This is a genomic window from Stenotrophomonas sp. YAU14A_MKIMI4_1 (genome assembly GCF_003086855.1).
GTDB lineage: Bacteria > Pseudomonadota > Gammaproteobacteria > Xanthomonadales > Xanthomonadaceae > Stenotrophomonas.
On sequence record NZ_CP025998.1, the window covers coordinates 737,385 to 760,664 of the forward strand.

At 67.2% G+C, this 23,280-nt stretch carries 23 protein-coding genes and 1 riboswitch; of the genes, 13 read left to right on the forward strand and 10 right to left on the reverse strand.

The annotated features are described in order from the left end of the window. Positions 1-83: 83 nt before the first annotated feature. Positions 84-3,269 (reverse strand): autotransporter domain-containing protein, encoded by a 3,186-nt coding sequence (locus tag C1931_RS03195; RefSeq protein WP_108755391.1) that lies wholly within the window; start codon positions 3,267-3,269, stop codon positions 84-86. A 304-nt stretch (positions 3,270-3,573) separates the two neighbouring features. Between C1931_RS03195 and glyA the strand changes: the two genes are divergently transcribed. From glyA to ribD, 5 genes are all read left to right on the forward strand, one after another. Continuing rightward, complete coding sequence (gene glyA, locus C1931_RS03200; protein WP_108748496.1) at positions 3,574-4,827, forward strand: serine hydroxymethyltransferase; 1,254 nt, start codon at positions 3,574-3,576, stop codon at positions 4,825-4,827. A 129-nt stretch (positions 4,828-4,956) separates the two neighbouring features. Then, entirely contained in the window at positions 4,957-5,424 is a 468-nt protein-coding gene (locus tag C1931_RS03205) for a hypothetical protein (RefSeq protein WP_108755392.1), read from the forward strand. Further along, positions 5,417-5,851, forward strand: a complete 435-nt coding sequence (locus C1931_RS03210) for a hypothetical protein (protein ID WP_108755393.1) — start codon at positions 5,417-5,419, stop codon at positions 5,849-5,851. Before C1931_RS03205 ends, C1931_RS03210 begins: the two co-directional genes overlap by 8 nt. Before the next feature lie 95 nt (positions 5,852-5,946). Next, positions 5,947-6,468 (forward strand): transcriptional regulator NrdR, encoded by a 522-nt coding sequence (gene nrdR, locus C1931_RS03215; RefSeq protein WP_108748499.1) that lies wholly within the window; start codon positions 5,947-5,949, stop codon positions 6,466-6,468. 130 nt (positions 6,469-6,598) lie between these two features. Further along, positions 6,599-7,684: a bifunctional diaminohydroxyphosphoribosylaminopyrimidine deaminase/5-amino-6-(5-phosphoribosylamino)uracil reductase RibD gene (gene ribD / locus C1931_RS03220; protein ID WP_108752155.1), complete on the forward strand. Its 1,086-nt coding sequence runs from the start codon at positions 6,599-6,601 to the stop codon at positions 7,682-7,684. A gap of 151 nt (positions 7,685-7,835) precedes the next feature. Here ribD and C1931_RS03225 read toward each other — a convergent pair whose 3' ends face one another. The 3 genes from C1931_RS03225 to C1931_RS03235 all read right to left on the reverse strand — a co-directional run bounded on the left by C1931_RS03225 (position 7,836) and on the right by C1931_RS03235 (position 10,233). Then, entirely contained in the window at positions 7,836-8,423 is a 588-nt protein-coding gene (locus tag C1931_RS03225) for a hypothetical protein (protein WP_159095445.1), read from the reverse strand. Positions 8,424-8,625: 202 nt separating this feature from the next. After that, on the reverse strand, positions 8,626-9,507 hold the full coding sequence (locus C1931_RS03230) for a hypothetical protein (protein WP_108755395.1): 882 nt from the start codon (positions 9,505-9,507) through the stop codon (positions 8,626-8,628). A gap of 102 nt (positions 9,508-9,609) precedes the next feature. After that, positions 9,610-10,233 carry an outer membrane beta-barrel protein gene (locus C1931_RS03235; RefSeq protein ID WP_108752158.1) on the reverse strand — a complete coding sequence of 208 codons (624 nt, stop codon included), beginning with the start codon at positions 10,231-10,233 and terminating at the stop codon, positions 9,610-9,612. 294 nt (positions 10,234-10,527) lie between these two features. After that, positions 10,528-10,672: riboswitch (FMN riboswitch) on the forward strand. Positions 10,673-10,749: 77 nt separating this feature from the next. Between C1931_RS03235 and C1931_RS03240 the strand changes: the two genes are divergently transcribed. From C1931_RS03240 to thiL, 5 genes are all read left to right on the forward strand, one after another. Next, positions 10,750-11,352, forward strand: coding sequence for a riboflavin synthase (locus C1931_RS03240; RefSeq protein ID WP_108752159.1), 603 nt, complete (start codon positions 10,750-10,752; stop codon positions 11,350-11,352). Next, positions 11,349-12,449, forward strand: a complete 1,101-nt coding sequence (gene ribB, locus C1931_RS03245) for a 3,4-dihydroxy-2-butanone-4-phosphate synthase (protein WP_108755396.1) — start codon at positions 11,349-11,351, stop codon at positions 12,447-12,449. The genes C1931_RS03240 and ribB overlap by 4 nt, the downstream gene beginning before the upstream one ends. A gap of 147 nt (positions 12,450-12,596) precedes the next feature. Then, complete coding sequence (ribH, locus tag C1931_RS03250) at positions 12,597-13,064, forward strand: 6,7-dimethyl-8-ribityllumazine synthase (protein WP_108752161.1); 468 nt, start codon at positions 12,597-12,599, stop codon at positions 13,062-13,064. After that, complete coding sequence (gene nusB / locus C1931_RS03255) at positions 13,061-13,540, forward strand: transcription antitermination factor NusB (protein ID WP_108748505.1); 480 nt, start codon at positions 13,061-13,063, stop codon at positions 13,538-13,540. Before ribH ends, nusB begins: the two co-directional genes overlap by 4 nt. Before the next feature lie 124 nt (positions 13,541-13,664). Further along, a complete protein-coding gene (gene thiL, locus C1931_RS03260) occupies positions 13,665-14,627 on the forward strand; it encodes a thiamine-phosphate kinase (RefSeq protein WP_108755397.1) in 963 nt (320 codons plus the stop codon). Between the two features lie 146 nt (positions 14,628-14,773). Here the strand turns inward: thiL and C1931_RS03265 are convergent, their stop codons facing one another. The 4 genes from C1931_RS03265 to C1931_RS03280 form a co-directional block, all read right to left on the reverse strand. Further along, positions 14,774-15,145, reverse strand: coding sequence for a DUF805 domain-containing protein (locus C1931_RS03265; RefSeq protein ID WP_108755398.1), 372 nt, complete (start codon positions 15,143-15,145; stop codon positions 14,774-14,776). Between the two features lie 96 nt (positions 15,146-15,241). Further along, positions 15,242-16,210 (reverse strand): fimbrial protein, encoded by a 969-nt coding sequence (locus tag C1931_RS20470; protein ID WP_234412868.1) that lies wholly within the window; start codon positions 16,208-16,210, stop codon positions 15,242-15,244. After that, complete coding sequence (locus tag C1931_RS03275; protein ID WP_108755399.1) at positions 16,207-16,929, reverse strand: molecular chaperone; 723 nt, start codon at positions 16,927-16,929, stop codon at positions 16,207-16,209. Before C1931_RS03275 ends, C1931_RS20470 begins: the two co-directional genes overlap by 4 nt. A gap of 60 nt (positions 16,930-16,989) precedes the next feature. Beyond that, on the reverse strand, positions 16,990-17,502 hold the full coding sequence (locus tag C1931_RS03280) for a fimbrial protein (protein WP_108755400.1): 513 nt from the start codon (positions 17,500-17,502) through the stop codon (positions 16,990-16,992). Positions 17,503-17,705: 203 nt separating this feature from the next. Here C1931_RS03280 and C1931_RS20475 point away from each other — a divergent pair, with 203 nt between their 5' ends. The 3 genes from C1931_RS20475 to C1931_RS03295 all read left to right on the forward strand — a co-directional run bounded on the left by C1931_RS20475 (position 17,706) and on the right by C1931_RS03295 (position 21,892). Next, complete coding sequence (locus C1931_RS20475) at positions 17,706-18,692, forward strand: fimbrial protein (RefSeq protein WP_234412869.1); 987 nt, start codon at positions 17,706-17,708, stop codon at positions 18,690-18,692. A 233-nt stretch (positions 18,693-18,925) separates the two neighbouring features. After that, positions 18,926-21,361 carry a fimbria/pilus outer membrane usher protein gene (locus tag C1931_RS03290; RefSeq protein ID WP_108757637.1) on the forward strand — a complete coding sequence of 812 codons (2,436 nt, stop codon included), beginning with the start codon at positions 18,926-18,928 and terminating at the stop codon, positions 21,359-21,361. Positions 21,362-21,382: 21 nt separating this feature from the next. After that, entirely contained in the window at positions 21,383-21,892 is a 510-nt protein-coding gene (locus C1931_RS03295; RefSeq protein WP_108755401.1) for a fimbrial protein, read from the forward strand. 75 nt (positions 21,893-21,967) lie between these two features. On the opposite strand, the gene C1931_RS03300 is transcribed toward C1931_RS03295, so the two are convergent. Beyond that, the gene (locus tag C1931_RS03300; protein ID WP_108755402.1) at positions 21,968-22,381 is read right to left on the reverse strand and encodes a hypothetical protein; all 414 of its coding nucleotides are present in this window, start codon (positions 22,379-22,381) and stop codon (positions 21,968-21,970) included. A gap of 449 nt (positions 22,382-22,830) precedes the next feature. Then, positions 22,831-23,244: a hypothetical protein gene (locus C1931_RS03305; RefSeq protein WP_108755403.1), complete on the reverse strand. Its 414-nt coding sequence runs from the start codon at positions 23,242-23,244 to the stop codon at positions 22,831-22,833. Between the last annotated feature and the right edge of the window lie 36 nt (positions 23,245-23,280).

Genomic DNA, 23,280 nt, shown 5'->3' on the forward strand with positions numbered 1-23,280 from the left:
CCTTCCGCAAGGAAGGGCTCAGACCCCACCATCACGGGGTCGGACCCTTTTCCAGCGGAAAAGGCTCCGACCCCTTTCAGTACTTAGAACGCCACCGACAGATCCAGCTGTGCGCCGACATCGCGCTGGCCATCACCGCGCTGCCCCTGCATCTGCAGCGACAGGCGGCTGTTGTCGGTCGGGCTGACCGCCACGCCCAGCTGGGCCAGCGCACTGCGGCGGGCCAGCGGTGCGGCGGCAATGCCGAAGTCCTGCGTACCTTCCACGAAGCGCGCCGCGACCTGCGGCAGGCGATCACCGCCGGCCACCTGCCAGCCCACGCGTGCGGTCAGTGCCGCACGGTCACGCTGGCCACCGCTGATGTCCCAGTCCGCGCGCAGCGCAGCCAGGCCGGTGCGGTAGCGGGCGGTTTCACCATCCAGCTGCAGCGCGCTGTGGCCGCCGTGTTCCTGGCTGCCGTCGCTGCGCAGGCGCACCTGTGCCAGCTCCAGTTCCGGGGTCAGCTGCAGGCGCGGCCCACCGAAGGTCCAGCCAGCACGCAGGAAGGCGGTGGTGCCGGTGGCGTCTTCGCGCGCGGCCAGGCCTTCGGACAGCGTGCTGCCCACCTGCGCGGTGCGGGTGCTGTCGGTGCGGTAGTCGGCGCGGCTGACGCCAGCACGCAGGCTCAGGCCCTGCCAGCGGTACTGGCCGTACACGCCGTACTCGGTGCTGTCGGTCTCGGCGCGTGCATCGCGCTGGGCCAGGCGGCTGACCAGCTGCTGCTGGCCTGCGGCCACGCCCAGTTCCAGTGCATCGCCGGACATCCAGCCGGCACCGGCCATCAGCCCGTGCTGCGAGCTGCGCAGCCCGGCGTTCTGTGCGCTGGCATCGGTGCGCCGCTGGCTGCTGCTGCCGGCCACCCACGCACGCACGCCCGGGGCGATCTGCCCGGCCATCGCCGCACCATCCAGATGGCGGTCAATGCCATCGTGCAGGAAGCGGTTCTGCAGCAGGGCGCCACGGTTGGCCGCATGGATCTCGCCGGACAGGCTGTCGAACGCCGGCACCACGTCGGCCACGTCCAGGCGCACCACCGCGTCGTAGACCGCGTTGCCATCGCCCAGCGCTTCCACCGCGCCGGCCACGGCCTTCTGGTTGTCATTCACCACAACGTCCGGGAAGGCCAGTTCGATGTCCGGCATCGCGATGTCGTTGCGGGCCAGGGTCAGGTAGACGTTGCTGGCGTCGTAGTCCAGGGTCGGGCTCAGGAAGGCGAGGGTGGTGGAGACACCCGAGAACGTGCCCTGCACGCCCTGTGCGGCGCTCAGGATCGTGTAGCGGGTGCGCGGCGACCACTCGCCATTGCTGGCCAGGGCCAGCGTGTTGCCGCCCTGCAGGGTGGCGGTGCCACCGACCAGTACGCGGTCACTGCCGCCGTCGGCGCCCACATCCAGCAGGTAGCGCGAGCCGTTTTCCATCAGCAGGTTGCCGGTCATCGACAGCAGGTCGTAGCTGCCCGAGGCGCCGGTCACGCCCGGGGCCAGGCTGGCATTGCTGCGGATGATCACGTTGCCCAGTTCACCGGTACCGGTCAGTTCGGTGCCGGCGGCCATGTCGACCAGGCCACCGATGCTGCCGCGCACTTCCATGGCACCGGCCTGCACGCGGGTGGTGCCGGTAAAGCCACTGCTGTCGCCCAGCAGGGTCAGCAGGCCCGCGTCCAGCTTGACCACATCGCCGGCGCCGGACAGCACATTGGCGAACACGGTATGGCCGTTGCGCTGCAGCTTCAGCGTCGCGCCCGAGGCCACGTCCACCGAACCGCGGATCGCGCCGTTGCCGGCCAGCACCAGCGTGCCCTGTTCCACCAGGGTGCCGCCGTTGTAGCGGTTGTCGGCGTAGCTGGTCAGGGTGCCGCTGCCGATCTTGCGCAGCGTGCCGGCACCGGTCAGGGTGCCGCTGAACAGTGCATCGACCTGGTCGGTGTCCAGCGTGGCAATGCCGTTCAACTGCATGTCCACGTTGCTGGTGAAGGCGGTGTTGGTGAAGTGCAGGGTGCCGTCGTCGATGAGCACGCTGGCGCTGCCGCCGCCACGGTAGATCTGCCCGCCGGCAAGGTTCAGCGTGCCCTGCGGGCCAACGGTGAGCGAACCGCTGCTGCCGCTGGCGCCGCCCAGGCCCAGCACGCCGGCAACGTTCAGTACCGCACCGTCGCTCACCTGCACCGCGCCGGTGCCGAAGTTGCCAATGGTCAGGCGGCCGATGCTGGCCGAACTGCCTGCGTCGGCCAGGCGGAAGGTGCCGTCGCCCAGCGTGTTTTCGCCCACGCCCACATCGCCGGCGGTCAGCTGCGCGCCGTCCAGCACGTTCAGTTCGGCCACGCCGTTCTGGCCCACGGCAATGTAGCCGGTGCTGGCGTGCGTGCCGGCGCCGCGCAGTTCCAGCACGGCATCGGAAACGCCGGGGGTGTGGCGCTGCTGGGCCAGCTGGGTGCTGCCCAGCACGGTCAGCGTCGCGCCGTCTTCAACCACCATGCGGCCGGTGCCGGTGAAGCCGATCAACAGGTCGCTGTTGTTCAACCAGCTGGAACCGCTACCGGTTACCAGTGCTTCGCCGTGGGCCACGGCGGCGTAGCTGCCCAGGCGCGCCACGCCGGTCTCGAAGCTGCCGCCGGCGCGCACGTTCACCGTGCCCGCGCCCTGTGCGCCCACGTGGATCAGATCGGTCGCGAAGCGCGAACCGGCATCGGCCACGGTTAGTACGCCGGTGCTGCCCAGTTCAGAGGCCACCCAGGTGCCCTGCGCATTGTCCACTTCACCACCGGCCAGCACGTCCAGCGTGCCGTTGCCGAAGTGGCCCACGCCAATGCTGTTGTTGCCGATCCACTTCGATCCGGCACCGGTCACGGTCACCTTGCCGGTGGAGCCGGCCTGGGTGGCGATGAAGATGGCCGTGCTCTCCAGGATGCCGCCATCGTGGATCAGCAGTTCGCCGCTGCCGGCGTGGCCGACGTCGATCCGCCACGACACAGCGTTGGGTACATCCACCACGACCGGGATCGGGCTGTCGATGTACGCGTAGTTTTCAACGGTCAGCTGCGGGGTGCCGTTGGTCCAGCCGCCCGGCGCGAACCAGGTGCCGTCCAGTACCGAAGGATCGCGCTCGGTGATGACCGTGGCCTGCGCGGCCGCCTGGCCGCTCATGGCCAGACCCACGGCCAGCGCCAGCAGCGAGGCGCCGGCTGCACGGCGGCGGGTGGAAGCAGTGGTGCGACGAACAGCCAGCGTCATTGCCGGCGAAGCCTGGTACGAATGGATCACGCGTGATTTCCCCTGTTTGGACAGGGCGTATCGGCCGCAGATCGGCAGGCTTTAGGTTGCTTAACAAAAAATCATGAAATAGCAAGGAAGCCGGTCACGCTTCCTTGAATTGGGTGGTCGGGCCGCGCGGAGCCCCCGGCGCCCGTCGGCACGCAGCAGGGCCAGCACATCATGCCATGTACGCCGCGCCAAGCCCCGTTGGCCGCGGTCGCCGCCGCCCCCCGGCGCGCTTACAATTACGGGCCCGCTGTCCCCCTACTGCCTGGAGTGACCGATGTTCCCGCGTGACGTCCGCATCGAAACCTACGATCCCGAACTGGCCAAGGCCATCGCCGCCGAAACCCAGCGCCAGGAAGACCACGTCGAGCTGATCGCCAGCGAGAACTACACCAGCCCGGCGGTGATGGAAGCCCAGGGCAGCCAGCTGACCAACAAGTACGCCGAAGGCTACCCGGGCAAGCGCTACTACGGTGGCTGCGAATACGTGGATATCGCCGAGCAGCTGGCGATCGACCGCCTGAAGCAGCTGTTCGGCGCCGACTACGCCAACGTGCAGCCGCACAGCGGTTCGCAGGCCAACCAGGCCGTGTACTTCGCCCTGCTGCAGCCGGGTGACACCATCCTGGGCATGAGCCTGGCCCACGGCGGCCACCTGACCCACGGTGCCAAGGTCAATGCCTCGGGCAAGCTGTTCAATGCCGTGCAGTACGGCGTGAACGACCAGGGCCTGATCGACTACGACGAAGTCGAGCGCCTGGCGTTGGAGCACAAGCCGAAGATGGTCGTGGCCGGTTTCTCGGCCTACTCGCAGGTGATCGACTGGGCGCGCTTCCGCGCCATCGCCGACAAGGTTGGTGCCTACCTGTTCGTGGACATGGCCCACGTGGCCGGCCTGGTCGCCGCCGGCGTGTACCCCAGCCCGCTGGAACACGCGCACGTGGTCACCTCCACCACCCACAAGACCCTGCGCGGCCCGCGCGGCGGCATCATCGTGGCCAAGGGTGCTGACGAAGACCTGGTCAAGAAGCTGCAGTCGATCGTGTTCCCGGGCATCCAGGGCGGTCCGCTGATGCACGTCATCGCCGGCAAGGCCGTGGCCTTCAAGGAAGCGCTGGAGCCGGGCTTCAAGGCCTACCAGCAGCAGGTGGTGAAGAACGCCCAGGCGATGGCCACCACGCTCATCGCGCGTGGCTACAAGATCGTTTCCGGCGGCACCCAGAACCACCTGATGCTGGTGGACATGATCGGCAAGGACGTGTCCGGCAAGGACGCGGAAGCCGCGCTGGGCAAGGCCCACATCACCGTCAACAAGAACTCGGTGCCGAACGACCCGCGTTCGCCGTTCGTGACCTCGGGCCTGCGCCTGGGCACCCCGGCGGTCACCACCCGCGGGTATGTCGAACAGGACTGCGTGGACCTGGCCAACTGGATCGCCGACGTGCTCGACGCCCCGGCCGATGAAGCCGTCATCGCCCGCGTGCGCGATGCCGTCAGCGCGCAGTGCCGCAAGTACCCGGTCTACGGCTGATTGCCGCAGGGAAGGGCCGGGGTCGGATCCCTTTCCGAAGAAAAGGGCTCTGACCCCACCAGCCGACCCCGGGGTCGGATCCCTTCCCGCATGGGAAGGGCTCTTACCCCGCCAGCAGGAACCCCGCGCATGGACGAGCGCCGTCTCAAACACATCTACATCGCCCTGGCGGTGTTGTTCGGCCTGCCCAGCCTGCTGCTGGGCGCGGTCGGCGCCTTCATCGCCGCCATGATGGGCGTGTTCGCCTTCATCCGCGTCGACGCAGACAGCCTGCGCTTCGGCAGCGGCCTGCTGCTGTGGGGGCTGGCCGGCCTGTCGGGCCTGCTGGCCTGGGTGATGCTCAGTACATTCTGGCTGCGCGAAGGCTTCGCCGGCCTGCGCGCGGCCTGGTCGGGCTGGTGGTGGCAGCTGGCCCTGGGCATGCTGGCCACGCTGCCGATGCTGGTGCTGGCACTGACTTATTTCTCCGAACTGGGCCTGACAGTACTGAACGGTCTGTTCGCCGGGCCCTCGCTGCTGGTGCCCGCCACCGTGCTGTTCTGGCTGCGCTGGCTGGGGCCGGCATCGTCCGGTGCGCAGGGCCGCGAGCATGGATGAGCGCACGCATCGGCGCATCTACATTGCACATGGCCTGCTGTTCGGGCTGCCCGCGCTGCTGGCCGGCGGCCTGGTGGCCGGCTTCGGGGTCTATACCTTCCTCACCCGCAGCGCCTTCATGCGCGGCGACGAGGGCGCCGTGCTGTTCCTGTGGTCGGCCGCTGGCCTGGCGGGCCTGGTCGGCTGGCTATGGCTGAGCGTGTGCTACCTGCGGCAGGGCCGCGCGGCCTTGCGCCACACCCGCGCGCTGCCGTGGATCGGGCTGGCGCTGGGCGGGTTGGCGGCGCTGGGGGTGGTGGGCTACATCGGTTTCGCCTGGGCCACCGGCAGCCCCTGGCAGGTGCTGGGCTACCTGCTGCTGGGGCCGCCGCTGCTGGTGCCTGCAGCGCATCTGCTATGGCTGCGGCATGCCCCGAACACGGTGTGACGTGGACAACTATTTGCCGCCCAAGGGCTTCTCAGGTACCGTTGCGACGCTGCCATGACCGTGGCAGCTCGTTCGTCCCCTGAGCCAGGCGTTCCATGCATTGCCCCTTCTGCCAACATGCCGATACCCGGGTCATCGACTCGCGCGTCTCTGAAGACGGCGCGACGATCCGTCGTCGGCGTGAGTGCGAAGCCTGCAACGAACGCTTCAGCACGCTGGAAACCGTCGAACTGAAGCTGCCGGCCATCGTCAAGAGCGATGGCACGCGCGAGGCGTTCGACCAGCGCAAGGTACGCGCCGGCTTCGACCGCGCGCTGCAGAAGCGCGCGGTGCCGGAAGAAAAGATCGAAGCGGCGGTGCGCGCGGTGGTGCATCAGCTGCGTATCAGCGGCGAACGTGAAGTGCCCTCGATCAAGGTGGGCGAGTTCGTGATGAACGAACTGCGCAAGCTCGATCATGTCGGCTATGTGCGGTTTGCTTCGGTGTATCGCAGCTTCGAGGACGTGGCCGATTTCCGCGAGGAGATCGAGAAGCTGGAACGCGACCTGCCGTCCAGCACCGAACAGCTGCAGCTGCTGGGCGATGTGATCGCCCTGACCAAGAAGAAGAAGGGCTGACCGCCACCGCCATGGTAGGTGCCAACCTTGGTTGGCACGGAGGCGCCCATCCACGCATGGCGTGGATCTACCAACATCGCCGGTAGCGCCGGGCCATGCCCGGCGGGATCGACGGCGTTACCATGGCGCCATGACCACCCCGTTCTCCGCCCTCGACCACCTGCACATGGCCAACGCACTGCGCCTGGCCGAGCGTGCCGCCTACACCACCCGCCCCAATCCGATGGTCGGCTGCGTCATCGCCCACGGCGAGCGCGTGGTCGGGCAAGGCTGGCACCAGCGTGCCGGCGGCCCGCATGCCGAGGTGTTCGCGCTGCGCGAAGCGGGCGACGAGGCGCGTGGCGCTACCGCCTACGTCACCCTGGAACCCTGCGCACACTACGGCCGCACGCCACCGTGTGCGCTTGCGCTGATCGAAGCGGGTGTATCCCGCGTGGTCGCCGCGATGCGCGATCCGTTCCCGCAGGTCGATGGCGGTGGCTTCGATCTGCTGCGCGCGGCGGGCATTGAAGTCGCCGAAGGTCTGATGGCCGCGCAGGCGCGCGAATTGAACAAGGGTTTCCTGTCGCGGGTGGAGCGCAACCGGCCGTGGCTGCGGGTGAAGCTGGCCGCCAGCCTGGATGGTCGCACCGCGATGGCCGATGGAACGTCGAAGTGGATCACCGGCGCGGCCGCACGCGAAGACGTGCAGCACTGGCGCGCACGCGCAGGCGCCATCCTGACCGGCGCGGACACCGTGCTGGCCGACGACCCGATGCTGACCGTGCGCCTGGCCGACACCGAGGTGCTGCCGCCACTGCGCGTGGTGCTGGATTCGCGCCTGCGCTCGCTGGAGTGCAGCCGCGTGCGCGAGGGTGGGGCGCCAACGCTGTACCTGCACGATGCGGCGGTGAGCGCACCGGACGCGGCCGATGCCGAGTTCGCCAGCGTGCCCAGCGTGGATGGGCGGCTGGACCTGGGCGCCGTGCTGGCGCTGCTGGCCGAGCGCGGCATCAACGAAGTGCATACCGAAGCTGGTGCCACCCTGGCCGGTGCGCTGCTGCGCGGCGGCTGGGTGGATGAGCTGCTGCTGTACCAGGCGCCAACGCTGCTGGGTGACAACGGTCGACCGCTGCTTGCTGGCCTGGGCATCGACGCGATGGAGCAGCAGCGTCGCTTGCGCGTGGTCGATCAGCGCCAGGTGGGCCAGGACCTGCGGTTGCTGCTGCGCGCGTGACACTCCGGTGGGCGCCGACCTTGGTCGGCGCTGGGGCGCCCATCCACGCATGGCGTGGATCTACTCGTCTTCCAGCAGCGCCATCGGCACCGTCGATTGCAGTACCTGTGTGAGCGACACACAGCGCCCGAGCAGCTGCAGCCAGCGGCCGTCACTGCTCGGGCAGCAGCAGACGCTCCACCCACACGTGCAGCGGGGGCAGATCCTGCGGTATCCAGAGATCGCTGTCGCCGTTGCGTGCCAGGATCACCTGATGGGTCTGTGCGCGGCCGGGTGCGTGCTGCAGGCGGGTGATGGCCGCGCGCACATCCGACAGCGCGTCGTGCTCGCTATCTGCACCGGCCGGCGCAGCATCGCCCTGCGCGGCCAGATCGGGCATCTGGCAGGCGTAATCAACAATGGCAATCTGCAGGCCGTCGTTGTCCCGGCGCTCGCTGCCCGTGCTGCGGCATTGGGTCTGCCGCAGTGCCAGCGCGATCTGTCGTGACAGCTCGCGGCCCAACCGGGTGCGCGCGTCGTCAGTCGGCGCATCGCCCAGCACCACCCGGTCCAGTGCATCTTCCCAGCGTTCGCTGCGCAGCGGCGCGCCGGTCAGCTCCGAGACCTGCGCGGCGGCATCTGCATCGCCCTCCAGCATGAAGCGCGCGAACAGGTCAAAGCTCTGTTCCGCCGTGGGAAGCGCGGGCTGAGCGGACGCAGAAAACGCCATGAACAACAGGGCAAGTGGCAGGCGTGGCAACGGGCGACTCCTTGACGGGCAAAGATCGGGCGCGGCATCAGTCCGCGTCGTCGGGCAGGTGTTCGTTCCATTCGAAGAATGAAAGGAAGACAGCGGCAACCGTGGCGATCAGCGGCCCAGGGTTGGCCATGCGGCAGCCGCGGCCGCAACGAGGGCCAGCAGCGCGGCGGCCGCCAGCCCCCCTCGGCTCAGCGCCAGCACGTCACGCGCATTCGTCGGTCCACATCATTTCGGCCACCGGGCGCAGTGCCTTGCATTCCTGCGTCATTGCCTCGGCCGACTGCACCTGCGCCTTTGCCTTCAGTTCCTCGGCCATGGCATCCACGCCGCTGATCTGGTCCGGGGCGATCTTCGCCACGCAGCTGCGGTGCTGCTGCAGCAGCAGGTCGCAGCCCGGAACGCCGGTCACCTTCGGTGCATCGGCAGCGGCGGCGTCCTGCATCCATTCGTCGAACGGTGCCAGCGCGCCCACCACCGGGCCGATCAGATCGTCGAAGTTGGCGCTGTACCAGAACGCGCCGTCCTTGGCGGTGTACAGCTTCAGGCTGCCGGTGATCGGTTGGCGCGGGCCGCTCTGCAGGGCCTGGGTGTAGGCCTGGGTGAAGCGGATGCGCGTGGCCGGGGTGCCTTCGGCAAGGCCTTCGGCGAACAGCGGGCGCACGCCGGACAGATCCACCGCCTGGCAGCGGAACTGCACCGTGGCGATCTTCTGGTCATCCACGTATTCGTTGTCTTCCACCTGGCTGCCGGTGGCGCGGCACTGCGAACCCTGCAGGGCCTTGGCGTACATCGCCTCGGCGGCGGCCGGGTCGGCCTTGGCGCCAGCGCCAGCCAGCACCACCTGCCACGGTTCGGCCAGCGCCTTGGCCAGCGCACCGGCCGGCGGGCTCAGCGCGTCTTCGCCGTTGAAGGCCGGCTTCAGTGCTTCGTTCAAGCGTGCGGTGGCGGCCGTGTCATCTTCCAGCAGGGCGCGCGCGTACAGGTCGAAGGTCTGTTCGGGGGTCAGCGCGGCCGGGGCGGCGCCGGCCAGCAACGGGGCGCCGATCAGCGCGGTGGCCAGCAGGGTGCGAAGGGGGGTCTTCATGACGGATTTCCTGTTCCAGAGGCGCGCAAGCCTAGCCCATCCGCATGAAAAAAAACGGGCCCCTTGCGGGGCCCGTTCGATTACACGACGAGGATCGAGCAATCAGAAGCTGGCGCGCACGCCGGCGGAGAACTGGGTGACGTCGCGGTAACCGGCCACTTCGCCCACCAGACCCCAGGTCTTGGTGAAGTTGATCTGACCGCCGACCGAGCCGACCCAGGTGCCTTCGAATTCATTGCCACCGTCCATGTAACCGGCCTTGATCCAGGCTTCGGTCATGCGCGACGGCTTGCCACGCAGGCCCATGGTGGCGCGCACCAGGTTGGTGTGGTCCTTGCTGGTCAGGCGGCCGAAGTCCACGTCCTTCACGGTCAGCTCGGCCTGCTGGCGCACCCAGGCGATGTCGGCGGTGTAATCCACGCGGTCGCTGAAGGGCATGTGGTAGCCGATGCCCAGCTCGGGCTGGTTCAGTTCCAGCTTGAAGGTGCCGTAGGTGTAGTCGTAGGACTTACTGGCGTAGTTCCAGGCGCCGAACACGTGCACCTGCTCGGCCAGCGCGATCGAACCGCGCAGGTAGCCGCCGTCGATCTTCGGATCGTTCAGGTCGTCGTCGCTGGTCTTGAACTGGGTCCAGCCACCTTCAACGTAGGTGTAGCTCAGGGCTTCGGCCTGGGCCGACAGCGGGGCAACGGCCAGCAGGGCGGCCACGATCAGAATCTTGCGCATGGAAGTTCCTGTAAGAATTTCAGTCCATTGGCGGGATACCGTCGTGGCAGCCCGTGGCGACGTCATGTCGTCCGAACCGGGAGTTTAATGAAAAATTTACAGATTGCGAGCGACGCCCGTCACAGCTGGGGCGGTGGGCGGGGTCAGATCCGTTTCCGAAGGAAAACGGCTCTGACCCCCGGGGAGGAATAGGCCAATGGGGTCAGAGCCCTTTCCGCTGGAAAGGGATCCGACCCCAGGGGAACCCCGTTCAGTCTGGGCTGGTACACTAGGCGGGCCGGTTCGCCGGTACACAAACGTCTTCAGGGCGGGGTGCGATTCCCCACCGGCGGTAGGTGCGCAAGCACGAGCCCGCGAGCGCCCCGTCCCACGGCCGGGGGTCAGCAGATCCGGTCCAATGCCGGAGCCGACGGTATAGTCCGGATGAAAGAAGACGGTGCCACAGGGCCTTCGCGGCCCTGCGCCCGCCTGTTTGCCTTGCGGCGTTTTTCGCTCACTTTCCGCGGAGAACGTTACTTGTTTACTGGAATCATCGAAGGCGTCGGCCGCCTGGCCGCACGCGAAGCCATCGGCGGCGATGTCCGCTTCACCTTCAACGTCGGCAGCCTGCCGTTCGACCACGTGCAGATGGGCGAGAGCATCGCCATCAACGGCGTGTGCCTTACCGTCATCGCGTTCGACGCCAGCAGCTTCCAGGCCGATGCGTCCACCGAGACCCTGGGCCTGACCACGCTGGGCCAGCTGGCCGAAGGCGCGGTCATCAACCTGGAACGCGCCATGCGCCCGACCGACCGCCTCGGCGGCCATCTGGTCAGCGGCCACGTCGATGGCCTGGGCCAGGTGCTGTCCATCCACGAAGATGCCCGTGCCCAGCGCTGGCGCTTTGCCGCGCCGGCGGCGCTGCGCCGCTATATCGCCAAGAAGGGCTCGATCTGCGTGGACGGGGTCAGCCTGACCGTCAATGAAGTGGACGATGAAGGCTTTGAAGTCGCGCTGATCCCGCACACCGTGGCCAATACCGCGTTCTCCGCCACCGGCGTGGGCAGCGCGATCAATCTGGAAATCGACCTGGTCGCTCGGTATGTCGAGCGGCTGTTGGGTGAAGGAGCCCGCGCATGAACTTCGCCCCCATCCCCGAGATCCTGGAAGACATCCGCCAGGGCCGCATGGTCGTCATCGTCGATGACGAGGACCGCGAAAACGAAGGCGACCTGATCATGGCCGCCGAGCTGGTCAAGCCGTCGGACATCAACTTCATGGTCACCCACGGCCGTGGCCTGGTGTGCCTGCCGCTGACCCGCACGCGCGCGGCCGATCTGGGCCTGGCGCCGATGGTGCAGTCCAATACCGCGCAGTTCCAGACCAACTTCACCGTCAGCATCGAAGCCGCCGAAGGGGTGACCACCGGCATTTCCGCCCATGACCGCGCCCACACCATCCGCACCGCGGTGAAGCCGAACGCGAAGCCGGCCGACCTGCACCAGCCGGGCCACATCTTCCCGCTGATCGCCCAGCCCGGTGGCGTGCTGACCCGCGCCGGCCACACCGAAGCGGGCGTGGACCTGGCCATGCTGGCCGGGCTGGAACCGGCCGGCGTGCTGGTGGAAATCCTCAACCCCGACGGCAGCATGGCGCGCCGCCCGGAACTGGAAGTGTTCGCCCGCGAGCACGGCCTGAAGATGGGCTCCATCGCCGATCTGATTGCCTACCGCCTGGCCACCGAGAAGACCGTCGAGCGCGTGGACGAGCGCGACATCGACACCGAATTCGGCCCGTTCAAGCTGGTCACCTACCGCGACCGCATTGCCCACGACCTGCATTTCGCCCTGGTGCGTGGCACCCCGGCGGCCGATACCCCCACCCTGGTGCGGGTGCAGGTGGAAAACCCGCTGGCCGACCTGCTGCACTGGCGCCGCGACGATTTCGGCGTGGCTGCCACCGATGCGCTGCGTGCCATTGCCGCAGAAGGCGCCGGCGTGATGGTGGTGCTGTCGGCCCCGCGCGACGGCGAAGCCCTGCTGGCCCGCCTGCGCCAGCAGCCGGCGCCGGTGGTGCCGGGCAAGGACAAGGACGTGGGCCAGTGGCGCCGCAACGGTGCCGGCGCGCAGATCCTGTCCGAGCTGGGCCTGGGCAAGCTGCGCGTGCTGGGTACCCCCCGCCGCCAGGTCGGCCTGGCCGGGTACGGCCTGGAAGTGGTGGAGACGGTGACCCTATAACGGTCGCCCAATGGGGTCGGAGCCCGCTGCGCGGGATCCGACCCCGGTAGCGCCGGGCCATGCCCGGCGGATGCCAGGCCCACCGCCAACCACGGCCGGGGGCCATCCACGCTAGAATTACCCCCTTATCGAACCCCCAAGCCGCATATGAGCCACTACGAAGGCGATCTTCGCACCCCTGAAACGGCGCGCTTTGCCATCCTGGCCAGCCGCTGGAACGCCCGCATCACCGATGCGCTGGTCGCTGGCGCCCGCCAGAGCCTGGCCGGCAATGGCATCACCGAAGCCAGCATCGACGTGATCCGCGTGCCGGGTGCCTGGGAACTGCCGCTGGTGGCCGCGCGCCTGGCCGCCGCCCACGAACACGCCGCCATCCTCACCCTGGGCTGCGTGATCCGCGGTGACACCCGCCACTACGAACACGTGGCCGACCGTTGTGCCGAAGGCCTGATGCGCGTGCAGCTGGATTTCGGTGTGCCGGTGCTGAACGGCGTGCTGGCGGTGGAACGCGTTGAAGACGCCGAGGCCCGCGCAGGCGGCAGCCACGGCAACAAGGGCGAGGAAGTCGCACTCGCCGCACTGGAAATGGTCAATCTGCTGGAGCAACTGCCATGAACAAGAACACCCAGGGCAAGCCCTCCGGTAAACCCGTCCGCCGCGATGGCATCGACCCGGTGCTGCGCTCGCGCGCCCGTCGTCGCGCCGTGCAGGCGCTCTACGCATGGCAGATCTCCGGTGGCAACGGCCAGTCGCTGATCGCCCAGTTCGCCCACGAGCAGGCGCGCGAAATCGCCGATCTGGCGTATTTCGAAGCGCTGGTGCACGGCGTGCTGGACAACCGTCGTGACATCGACGAAGCCCTGGCCCCGTACCTGGACCGTGGCATCGAAGAAGTGGACGCCATCGAACGCGCCGTGCTGCGCCTGGCCGGCTACGAACTGCGCTACCGCCTGGATGTGCCGTACCGCGTGGTGATCAACGAAGCCATCGAATCGGCCAAGCGCTTTGGTTCCGAGCACGGCCACACCTACGTCAACGGCGTGCTGGATCGTGCCGCCGTGGAATGGCGCAAGGTCGAATCGGGTCACTGATCCGGTTCCGCTTCTGGCGGATGCCCTGACACCGCCTCTGGTGGGTGCCCTCACGCCGCCTCTGGTAGGTGCCAACCTTGGTTGGCACTGACGCCTGATATCGCCATTACCTCGGGAGCACGCCATGTCCCTGGCCGAATTCGCCCTCATCGACCGCATCCGCGCCCGCACCGTCGAACGCGACGACATCGTGCTGGGTATCGGCGATGACGCCGCGCTGCTGCAGCCGCGTGCCAACGAGCAGCTGGTGGTCACCGCCGATACGCTCAACAGCGGCGTGCATTTTCCGGCCGAAACCCCGGCCTTCGATATCGGCTGGAAGACGCTGGCAGTCAATCTTTCCGATCTGGCTGCAATGGGCGCCCGCCCGGCGTGGTGCACGCTGGCACTGTCGTTGCCGGAGGCCAGCGAAGAATGGATCGAAGCCTTCGCCGATGGTTTCTTCGCGCTGGCTGACCAGCACGACATCGCGCTGATCGGTGGCGACACCACCCGAGGTCCGCTGTCGCTGACCGTGACCGCCATGGGCCAGGTCGGCCGTGGCCAGGCACTGCGTCGCGACCGCGCGCAGGTCGGTGATGACATCTGGGTCAGTGGCACCCTGGGCGATGCCGCCGGTGCGCTGCGCCTGTGGCAGCAGGGCGCATTGAACGTGGCCACCGCCACGCTGCTGGCGGACTACGAGAGCCTGCGCCTGCGCCTGCTGCGGCCGACGCCGCGGGTGACCCTGGGCCTGCGCCTGCGCGCGTTCGCGCATGCGGCGGTGGATGTGTCCGACGGCCTGCTGGCCGATCTGGGACACATCGCCACGCGCAGCGCAGTAGCGGCGCATGTCGATGCCGATCTGTTGCCGGTTTCAAACGCACTGCGTGAATTGCTGGGCCGCGACGGTGCGCGTGACTGTGCACTGCGTGGTGGTGATGACTACGAACTATGCTTCACCGCCGCCGCCAGCCAGCGCGATGCGCTGCACTACCTGGCCGAATCGCTGGACCTGCCACTGACCCGCATCGGCCGTATTACCGAAGGGCAGGGCGTGCACGTGGATGGTGAAGCCGCCGACGGCGGTTACCAGCATTTCGCGTAACTGAAGACGCCGGGCATGGCCCGGCGCTACCTTGCTGCTGTGGTAGGTGCCAACCTTGGTTGGCACGTCTGTGTCGACCAAGGTCGACACCTACCAGAGCGCGGTCGCGACAAACAAAAACGGCGGGTATTGCCCGGCGCAATTGCTTAAACGTGCGGAATCGGCTTGCCGAACCGATTGTCACCCGGTGTGCTGGGCAGCACCAGGAACACCAGCAGCACCAGGCTCGCAAACGGTACGAAACCCAGCAGCAGCCACCAGCCCGAGCGATCAGTATCGTGCAGGCGACGCACGGATGCGGCCAGGCAGGGCAGCACGAAGACCAGCGCCATCATCAGGCTCAAGCCGGTCGAAACCAGTGCAAGGCTCTGCGAACCCGTGTAGCCGGCGATGAAGCTCAGGATGTACGACGGAATCGAAACGATCACGATGAACAACTGGAACCACCAGAACTCACTGCGGCTGGCGCGGCCGTTGAACTGCGTGTAGCGCTTCAACGGGATCATCATCTTGTGCATCTACTTCTCTCTTTGGGGTGTTGGAAAAGGGTGTCGTCGGCGGGGTCAGATTCCTTTGCCAACGGCAAAGGAATCTGACCCCGGTCGCCACGGCACTCAGGGGTAGTCGGCCATCAGCACGGCTTCGCCGACAATCGCGCCGGCCACCAGCGCGTCGGCGGTGCGGGCATAGCGCGCGCTCAGCGGAATCGGATTGCTGCCAGTCACTGACATGCCATAAGCCCAAGGCATGCCCAGCTGCACGGGCAAGCCGTTGCGCAGCAGTTCAATCTGCACGCCTGCGGCATCGCTGCCGGGCGCGGCGGCCAGCAGGCTGCCGCTGCTGCCGGGTGCATGCGCATCGGTCAGGGTCAGCTCCACCGGCACGTTGTCGTGACTGCATGCCATGTTCACCACGAAGTCCTTGTCGCCCGCCGAGCTTCCGGAACCCGCCAGCGCATTGGCGGGTACATCATCCAGCGCCAGCGTGGCGCCCTGCACCGTGCAGTCGCGTACCACCGAAACATCGAACCCCAGTTCCAGCGTGCCCGTGCCGACCAGTGCGGGATTGCTGCGCGGACGGATACGCAGCTGTGAGATGCGCGAGATCGGTTCGCTCTGCACGTTGCGACGCCCGGAGATCGAAAGCTCGGTCATAAGCTTCACCCGCGACGAAGCAGGGACGGTCAACACCAGGCTTTGCCCACTCATGGTGAATGCCATGCCGTTGGCAATGCCGCCGCGCTCCTCGTACACGCCCAGCAGTACCAGCGGCGAGGTATCAGACACTTGGAACTTGCCGAAGGTCAGTCCGCGGTACTCCACCGTGCCCAGCAGCGTCATCGGGGTATCGAACTCCACCTCGAACTCCAGCGGCGCCGTGTTCGGGCAGCCACTGAACTCGACACCGGCCGCGCCAAAGGAGTAATCGAACGATTCACGCTCGTTCAACACCACCGGATACATCGTGCTGGCATAGCCATCGGTCACGGTAGTGCAGGCCCAGGCGGCGCCCGCTTCAAACAGGAAGAACGCCGCGACCAGGCCCAGCAACAGCGCCCAGCGGCATCGGTGCAGAAGGCTCATCGGCCTACCACCGCCTGCTGCTCACGCGGTGCGCCGTAGTCGTCCAGCCAGGTAAAGGTCACCGACGCCGGCATCGCCGCACCCTGCGGCAATGCGAAGCGCGCACTCTGGCCCGGCGCGATCATGTCCACGTCCACGCTGCGGCCATCGGCCAGTTTCAGTGTGCTCAGGGTTACGTGGTAAGCGCTGGGGTTGTGCACCTGCAACGCCGTGCCCTCTGCGCGCCATTGCAACTGTGCGGCCGCATCGCGTGCGCTGCCGGGCAGGCCGGCGGGGCGATGGAACAGCTTCACCCGCGTGCGCACGGCGAACTGCAGCAGGTTCTTGTCGGCCGCATTGGCCGGCTTGGGCGGAATGTCCAACAAATTGAAATAGAACACCGATTCGCGATCAGTCGGCAGCGGTGCCTCCGACGGGCGCGGTGCGTAGGTGATGCGATAGGCCTGGCCCTGCTTGGACTGCAGCAGGCGCGGCTCGGCCGGGGTCAGCCGGAACGGCGTGCGCACATCTTCCGGGCGCGACTGCGCGTTGCCGTCGTCAATCCAGACCTGGGTCATGGCCGGCAGCTCGCCCACGTTGCTGGCGCGCACGGTGGTGTCGCGGCCCTTGCCGGCGTCGTACACGATACGCGTACCCTGCAGCGTGACCGCCGCGGTAGCAGGCAGCGCAACAACGATCGCCAGCAACGCGCACAGCCACGTCGATGCGTGGTGCTTCATGGGAAAACCTCTTGAAGAAGGTGGCCGCCTGGCGCGTCCGTGCGCCGGGCAGCCAACGGCTTACTTGTAGACCACCACGAAATCGCCAGAGGCATTGGCAGTGCCCTGGGTGGCGTTCTGGCCCGGCGAGGCGTACCACGCGCTGTAGTCCAGCTGGCCGGTGCCGCCGGCGGCGATGGTCACCCACAGGGTCGGGTCATCGCCGATCTTCTGGTGGTTGCCGGCGCCGTCATACAAGGCCACGCCCACGTTGGTTGCGCCGGAAGCTGCGGTCAGCGCCAGGTTGCCGGTGCTGCCATCGGGGGTGCCACCGAAGCGCACGCCCACATCCTGTTCGGCACCGGAACCGGTGCAATCCAGCGCAATGGTGAAGTTCTTCTGGCCGGCGCGGGTGTTGGCGTTGACCGAAGTCAGATCGACCTGGCCCATCGGCACGGTGATGGTTCCGCCGGGGGCGCCGACCGAGCAGGTCGATGCCATCAGTTCACCGGTGATTTCCAGCGGTTCGGCGTGCACGGCCGGCACAGCGGCGGCGAGCAGGGACAGGGACAGCAGGCGCAGTTTCAAGGACATGCGGAGTTCTCAACGAAGGGAAGGAGGGTGCATTGGCCAATCAACAACAGCCAGCGGTGCGCAGTCTCCGCGCTTGTTATCGCCGGGTGAATGCAACACCTTGCAAATGCAGCCGCCGGCTCGCGATCTGCACATCGTTGCGTAGGCACAGGTGCCATCGCTGCGCACACTGTGGCTTCCTCCCTTACCGGGCAGAACACCCGATGCTCCATTTCACTGCCCGCCGCCGCAGGTGGCCGCTGGCCTGTTCACTGGTGTTGCCGATGGCTTTGCTTGCGTGCCAGGCCTATGCCTGCCAGCGCTTCAGCCCGCAGGACCGTGCTGAAGATGCCATTCTGACCATGCCGAATCTGGACATGCCGGATCGCTACTTCACCGGGCGCGGCGAGACCATCCAGGACGCGTTTGACTGCCCGGCCGGGCAGAGCGCGATCCTGGTGGACATGTCGCTTTCGGGCCTGACGTATGAGCGCGATCTGGTCTGGGAAGGAAGTACCTATCCCGCCTATAGCCTGGGGGAGCGCTCGCCGTTGGTCATCTTCACCCAGGCGACGTTCAGTGGCGCAAACGGCAGCAGCATTGCGCTGCACAACGGTCGCATCAACCGCAATCCCGGCCTCGTGCTGGCTACACCAGGGCGCTTGGACCACTTCGTGCAGATGCGCGTGTTCTTTCGCGGTGGCGCCATGCGCAGCGTGCCTTACACCGTGCTGGGCACCATCGAAGCCTGGTCGGAGAACGACCCGACCAATCGCTTTCGCCACAGCTTCGGTATAGAGGTGACGCTTCCCGCCGTAACCTGCACGCTGGCCGATGCCAGCCATGGGCTGGACGACGTCAGCGCCGATGACCTGGCAGCGATGGATAGTTCGGCCAAGGAGTCTGGCTTTGAGGTGTCGATGACCTGCCCGATGGACAATGTTGATGTCGAACTGTCCGTGGCAGACGCCAATGACCCTGGCAGCCGTGACGGCCTGCTGGCGCCCGCGCCGGGCGCGACGGCCGAGGGGGTTCGCGTGCAGCTGCTGCGCGAAGGCGTGCCGGTGCAGTTCGGCCAGCGGTGGCGGTACGGATGGTCGAGCAAGGGCGCGCAGCGCATTCCCTTCCGTGCTCGCTATCGACGTACACCTGATCCGTTGGCGCCCGGTGTGGTCAAGGGCGAAGCGGTGATGACCGCCGACTATCGCTGATCGGTCGTCCTGCAACGCCAATCCGTCCTGCAGACGGAATCGGCCACGCGATCTGCAACAAGTTGAATGTCATTGGCAGGCGGGCTTGCCTAGGCTGACCTCCCCCCACGTCGTCGCCGCCTGTACAGGCGTTCAATCTGTTCATGTTGATCCAGACTTCTGCCGCCTCACTGCGGGCCAGTGCCGGCCCTCCGGTTGCGCCCGTTGCCCTCGTGCGTGCCATCGGTGCGGTGATGCTCGCGGGCACGCCCGCGCTCTCAACGGCCTCGCCGGCAACCGAATTCAGCGAAGGCTTCCTGCTCGGCGGCGAAGCCATCGACATGGCGCGGTACGCCAACGGCAATCCACTGCCCGCCGGCGACTACGCGGTGGATGTCCACGTCAACGGCCAGTTCCTGCGCAGCCAGGACATCGCCTTCGCCATCGACCAGGACCCGCATGTGGCGGTGCCGTGCATTCCGGTGTCGCTGGTGCGCCTGCTGCCGCTGAAGCCGGAGTACCTGCAAATACTGCCCGGCGATGCAGCGGCCTGTGTCGACCTGGCCACGCATGTGGAGGGCGCGCGCGTGGCCTTCGACAGCGGTACGCTGGAACTGTCGATCAGCTTGCCGCAGGCGGCGCAGGCCAGCACTGCGCGCGGCTACGTGGCGCCGGAACTGCGTGATGATGGCATCACCGCCGCGTTCGTGAACTACAGCGGCAACCACTACCGCAGCCAGGGGCGCGAAAATTCGTATATGGGCCTCAGTGCAGGCCTCAACGCCGGCGCCTGGCGCTTGCGCCATCGATCTTCGTTTACCCACAGCGAGCGCGGTTCGAACTACAACGTCATCAGCAGCCACGTGCAGCGCGACATTCCGGCCTGGAACAGCCAGCTGCTGCTGGGCCAAGGCAATACCGGCGGCGAACTGTTCGACAGCGCGGCCTTCACCGGTGTGCGCGTGGCCAGCGATGACCGCATGCTGCCCGATTCGCTGCGTGGCTACGCGCCCAAGGTGCAGGGTATCGCCGAAGGCAACGCGCGAGTGACGATTCGCCAGAATGGCAACATCATCCACGAAAGTAACGTGGCGCCTGGTCCGTTCTCGATCGAGGATCTGTACCCCACCAGCTTCGGCGGCGATCTGGAGGTCACGGTCACCGAGGCCGATGGCCGCGAGCAACGCTTCAACGTGAACTTCTCCGCGGTGCCGCAGGCGCTGCGTGCAGGCGCCTCACGCTTTGCATTCACTGCCGGCGAACTGCGCGATAACCAGCGCAGCCTGCAGCCGTTGCGTTTTGCAGAGGGCACCTACGCACGTGGCATCAGCAATGGCCTTACCCTTCTGAGCGGTGCGCAGGTCGGACAGCACTACCAATCGCTGTTGTCGGGCGCGGCCATCAACACCCGCCTCGGCGCCTTCGGCGTGGACGTCACTCACTCGCGCGCCAATCTGGCGGCGGGTCAGCGCATGTCCGGCAACAGCTTTCGGGTGAACTACCAGCGCTATGTACAGGCCACCGGCACCAACTTCGGCTTGGCCGCCTACCGCTACAGCACGCGCGGCTTCCTCAGCCTGAGTGACACCGCGCGGGTGCTCGGCGGCGGCGCGGTGGACGAATGGGGTTACGGATTCCGTGCACGCGAGCGCTACCAGCTGAACTTCTCGCAGAAGCTGGGCCAGCGCACCACACTGCACCTCAGTGGCGGTCAGGTGGCCTACTGGGACAGCAGCCGCAGCCGCAACGACCTGCAACTGAGCGTGCAGACCAGCACCCGACGGGTGAACTACGGGCTGTCGGCCCTGCGCTACCAGCAGGGCGATGGACGCCAGGACACCCGCTATGCCTTCACCCTGAGCGTGCCGCTGGGCCGCAGCCACCATGCGCCGCGCTTGAGCACGCAGCTCAGCCATGCCGGCAGTGGCGACCAGACACAGGCCACGCTGACCGGCAACCTGGGTGAGTCGCGCGCGCTCAGTTACACGCTGTCCACCACCCAAGGCAGTGGCCAGGGCAGCCACAGTGCGTACGCCGCATGGCAGGGCGGGCGCGGCCACGTCGATGCCGGCTACAACCGTTTGGGCGACTACAGCAGCCTGTCGGTGGGCGCATCGGGCAGCGTGGCGCTGCATGGCGGTGGCATCAACCTGGGCGCACCGGTGGGCGATGGCTTCGCGCTGGTGCAGGCACCGGGCGCGCAAGGCGCACGCGTGGGCAGCAGCGCTGGCGTGCGCGTGGCCGGCAATGGCTACGCACTGGTGCCGCACATCAGCCCGTACCGCTGGAACACGCTGGATCTGGACCCGTCCGGTCTGCCGATGGACGTGGAGCTGCTGCAGACCTCGCAGCGCGTCGCGCCGACCGCTGGCGGCATCGTGCGCGTACCGTTCGAGGTGCGCCGTGAGCGCACCCTGTTCATCGACGCCACCGATGCGCTGGGCCAGCCATTGCCATTCGCCGCGCAGGTACACAGCGAAGACGGCCTGCCGTTGGGCGCGGTGGGGCAGGGCGGGGTGATCCAGCTGCGTGGTGCGCAGGATACAGGTGCCTTGATTGTCGATCCCGAAGGTGCGGCGCGCTGCCGTATCGAATACCGCATGCCTGATGTCCCCGATGCCTATGGGCTGTCGTGGAGCGTGGGGGTATGCGTTCCACAGCGTCTGGCGGCCGCCAGCGCTGCCCTCTGAGACCTCAGTCAGGAGAACTCCATGAAAGCTTCCTTGCTTGCTTGTGCCTTCGCGATCACTGCCGGCGTACTGCCTGGCGCTGCCTTCGCCGATTCGGCCACCCTCACCATCAGCGGCCGCGTGCTGCCCGGCACCTGCACACTGGCGGCGCCGCCGATCGCATTGGATCCCATCAAGGCCGATGAGCTGGTGGTCGGTGACAACGGGCTGAAAGCCAGCGCGTTGAACTTCACCGGCTGTGTGGGTGTAAGCAAGGCGGTGCTGTCGTTCAGTGGTACTGCGGCCGATGGCGATGCGCAGCGCTGGAAGAACACCGCCAGCACCGACCCCGCAACGGGCGTGAGCGTGGCGCTGCTGGCCGGTGCCAGTGGCAACACGTATCTGAAGAACGGCGATGCCGGTATTGAAGTGCCGGTCACCGGCGCCACCGCCAGCTACCCGCTGCGTGCTGGCTACTACGCCGCCGCGTTGACGGGCCTGCAGGCCGGCGAAGTGCGCACCGAAATCACCGTCACCGCCGACTACGAATAACGCACCGCCGCCGCCCCCCTGTAGAGTCGAGCTTGCTCGACTGTCTTTCGCGATATCAGTCGAGCAAGCTCGACTCTACAACGCGGCGTGCAACTGCACGTCCACATACTCGGCCAACCCCCGGCACGCCAGCAGCAGCCCTTCGCGCGCACCATCGCCCATCTGCTGGCCCACCTCGCCATCCACGCGCACGCGTTCGGTGGCGTGCAACAGTTCCAGCAGGAACGTCAGTCCACCGGTAGCGCGATCAATGCGTGCCAGCGCCAGCCGCTGCCCCGGCGTGCAGCCCCGCCCCGGCCATGGTCGGCCATCGGCTGCATCGCCCTGGCGGATCTGCTGCAGGCAGGCCTGCAGGTTGACCACACCGGGTGCGGGGCCTTCCTGCAGGCAGGTAAAGGTGTTTTCCAGCGTCGTGGCCAGGTCTTCGGGCAGACGGGTGGCGGCCTCGCCCAAGGTGGCGAACAGGTGCGGATACTTCGATGCGGTCATGGCGGCGTCCTTTTGTACGAAGCAAGGGGCCGCCCCTGCAATAGTGCAAGGGCGGCGGACGGTGCGTGGCTCCAATACCGGGGACAGCTTGTTCCGGTGGGCACAGGGGCCCTCCACGCACCGCCCGCCAAAGACGCACAGACGGATTGCCAGCCGACGCCGCTGAACAAGATAAAGCGACGCCGACTGGCAAGCGTAAACAACAAGCTGTCCTACGGGATTGGAGTCCCGTGCCACCCGTTGTCGGTGGCACCTCATCATGCGCATGAAAGCGCCGCGCCACCCATCAGAAAAGTTTGAAAGTCGAAAACGCACGAATCGCCGGACGTCCTTCGGAGCTTCGTCAGCGACTGGTCGATTGTGTCACCACGCGCCGCTGCCGTTCGCGGTACCCGTAGAGTCGAGCTTGCTCGACTGTCTTTCGCGATATCAGTCGAGCAAGCTCGACTCTACAACGCGGCGTGCAACTGCACGTCCACATATTCGGCCAACCCCCGGCACGCCAGCAGCAGTCCCTCGCGCGCACCATCGCCCATCTGTTGGCCCACCTCGCCATCCACGCGCACGCGTTCGGTGGCGTGCAAAAGTTCCAGCAGGAACGTCAGTCCACCGGTAGCGCGATCAATGCGTGGCAGCGCCAGGCGCTGCCCCGGTGTGCAGCCCCGCCCCGGCCACGGTCGGCCATCTGCTGAATCCCCCTTGCGGATCTGCTGCAGGCAGGCCTGCAGATTGACCACACCGGGTGCCGGGCCTTCCTGCAGGCAGGTAAAGGTGTTTTCCAGCGTCGTGGCCAGGTCTTCGGGCAGGCGCGTAGCGGCTTCGCCCAGCGTGGCGAACAGGTGCTGATACTTCGATGCGGTCATGGCGGCGTCCTTTTGTACGAAGCAAGGGGCCGCCCC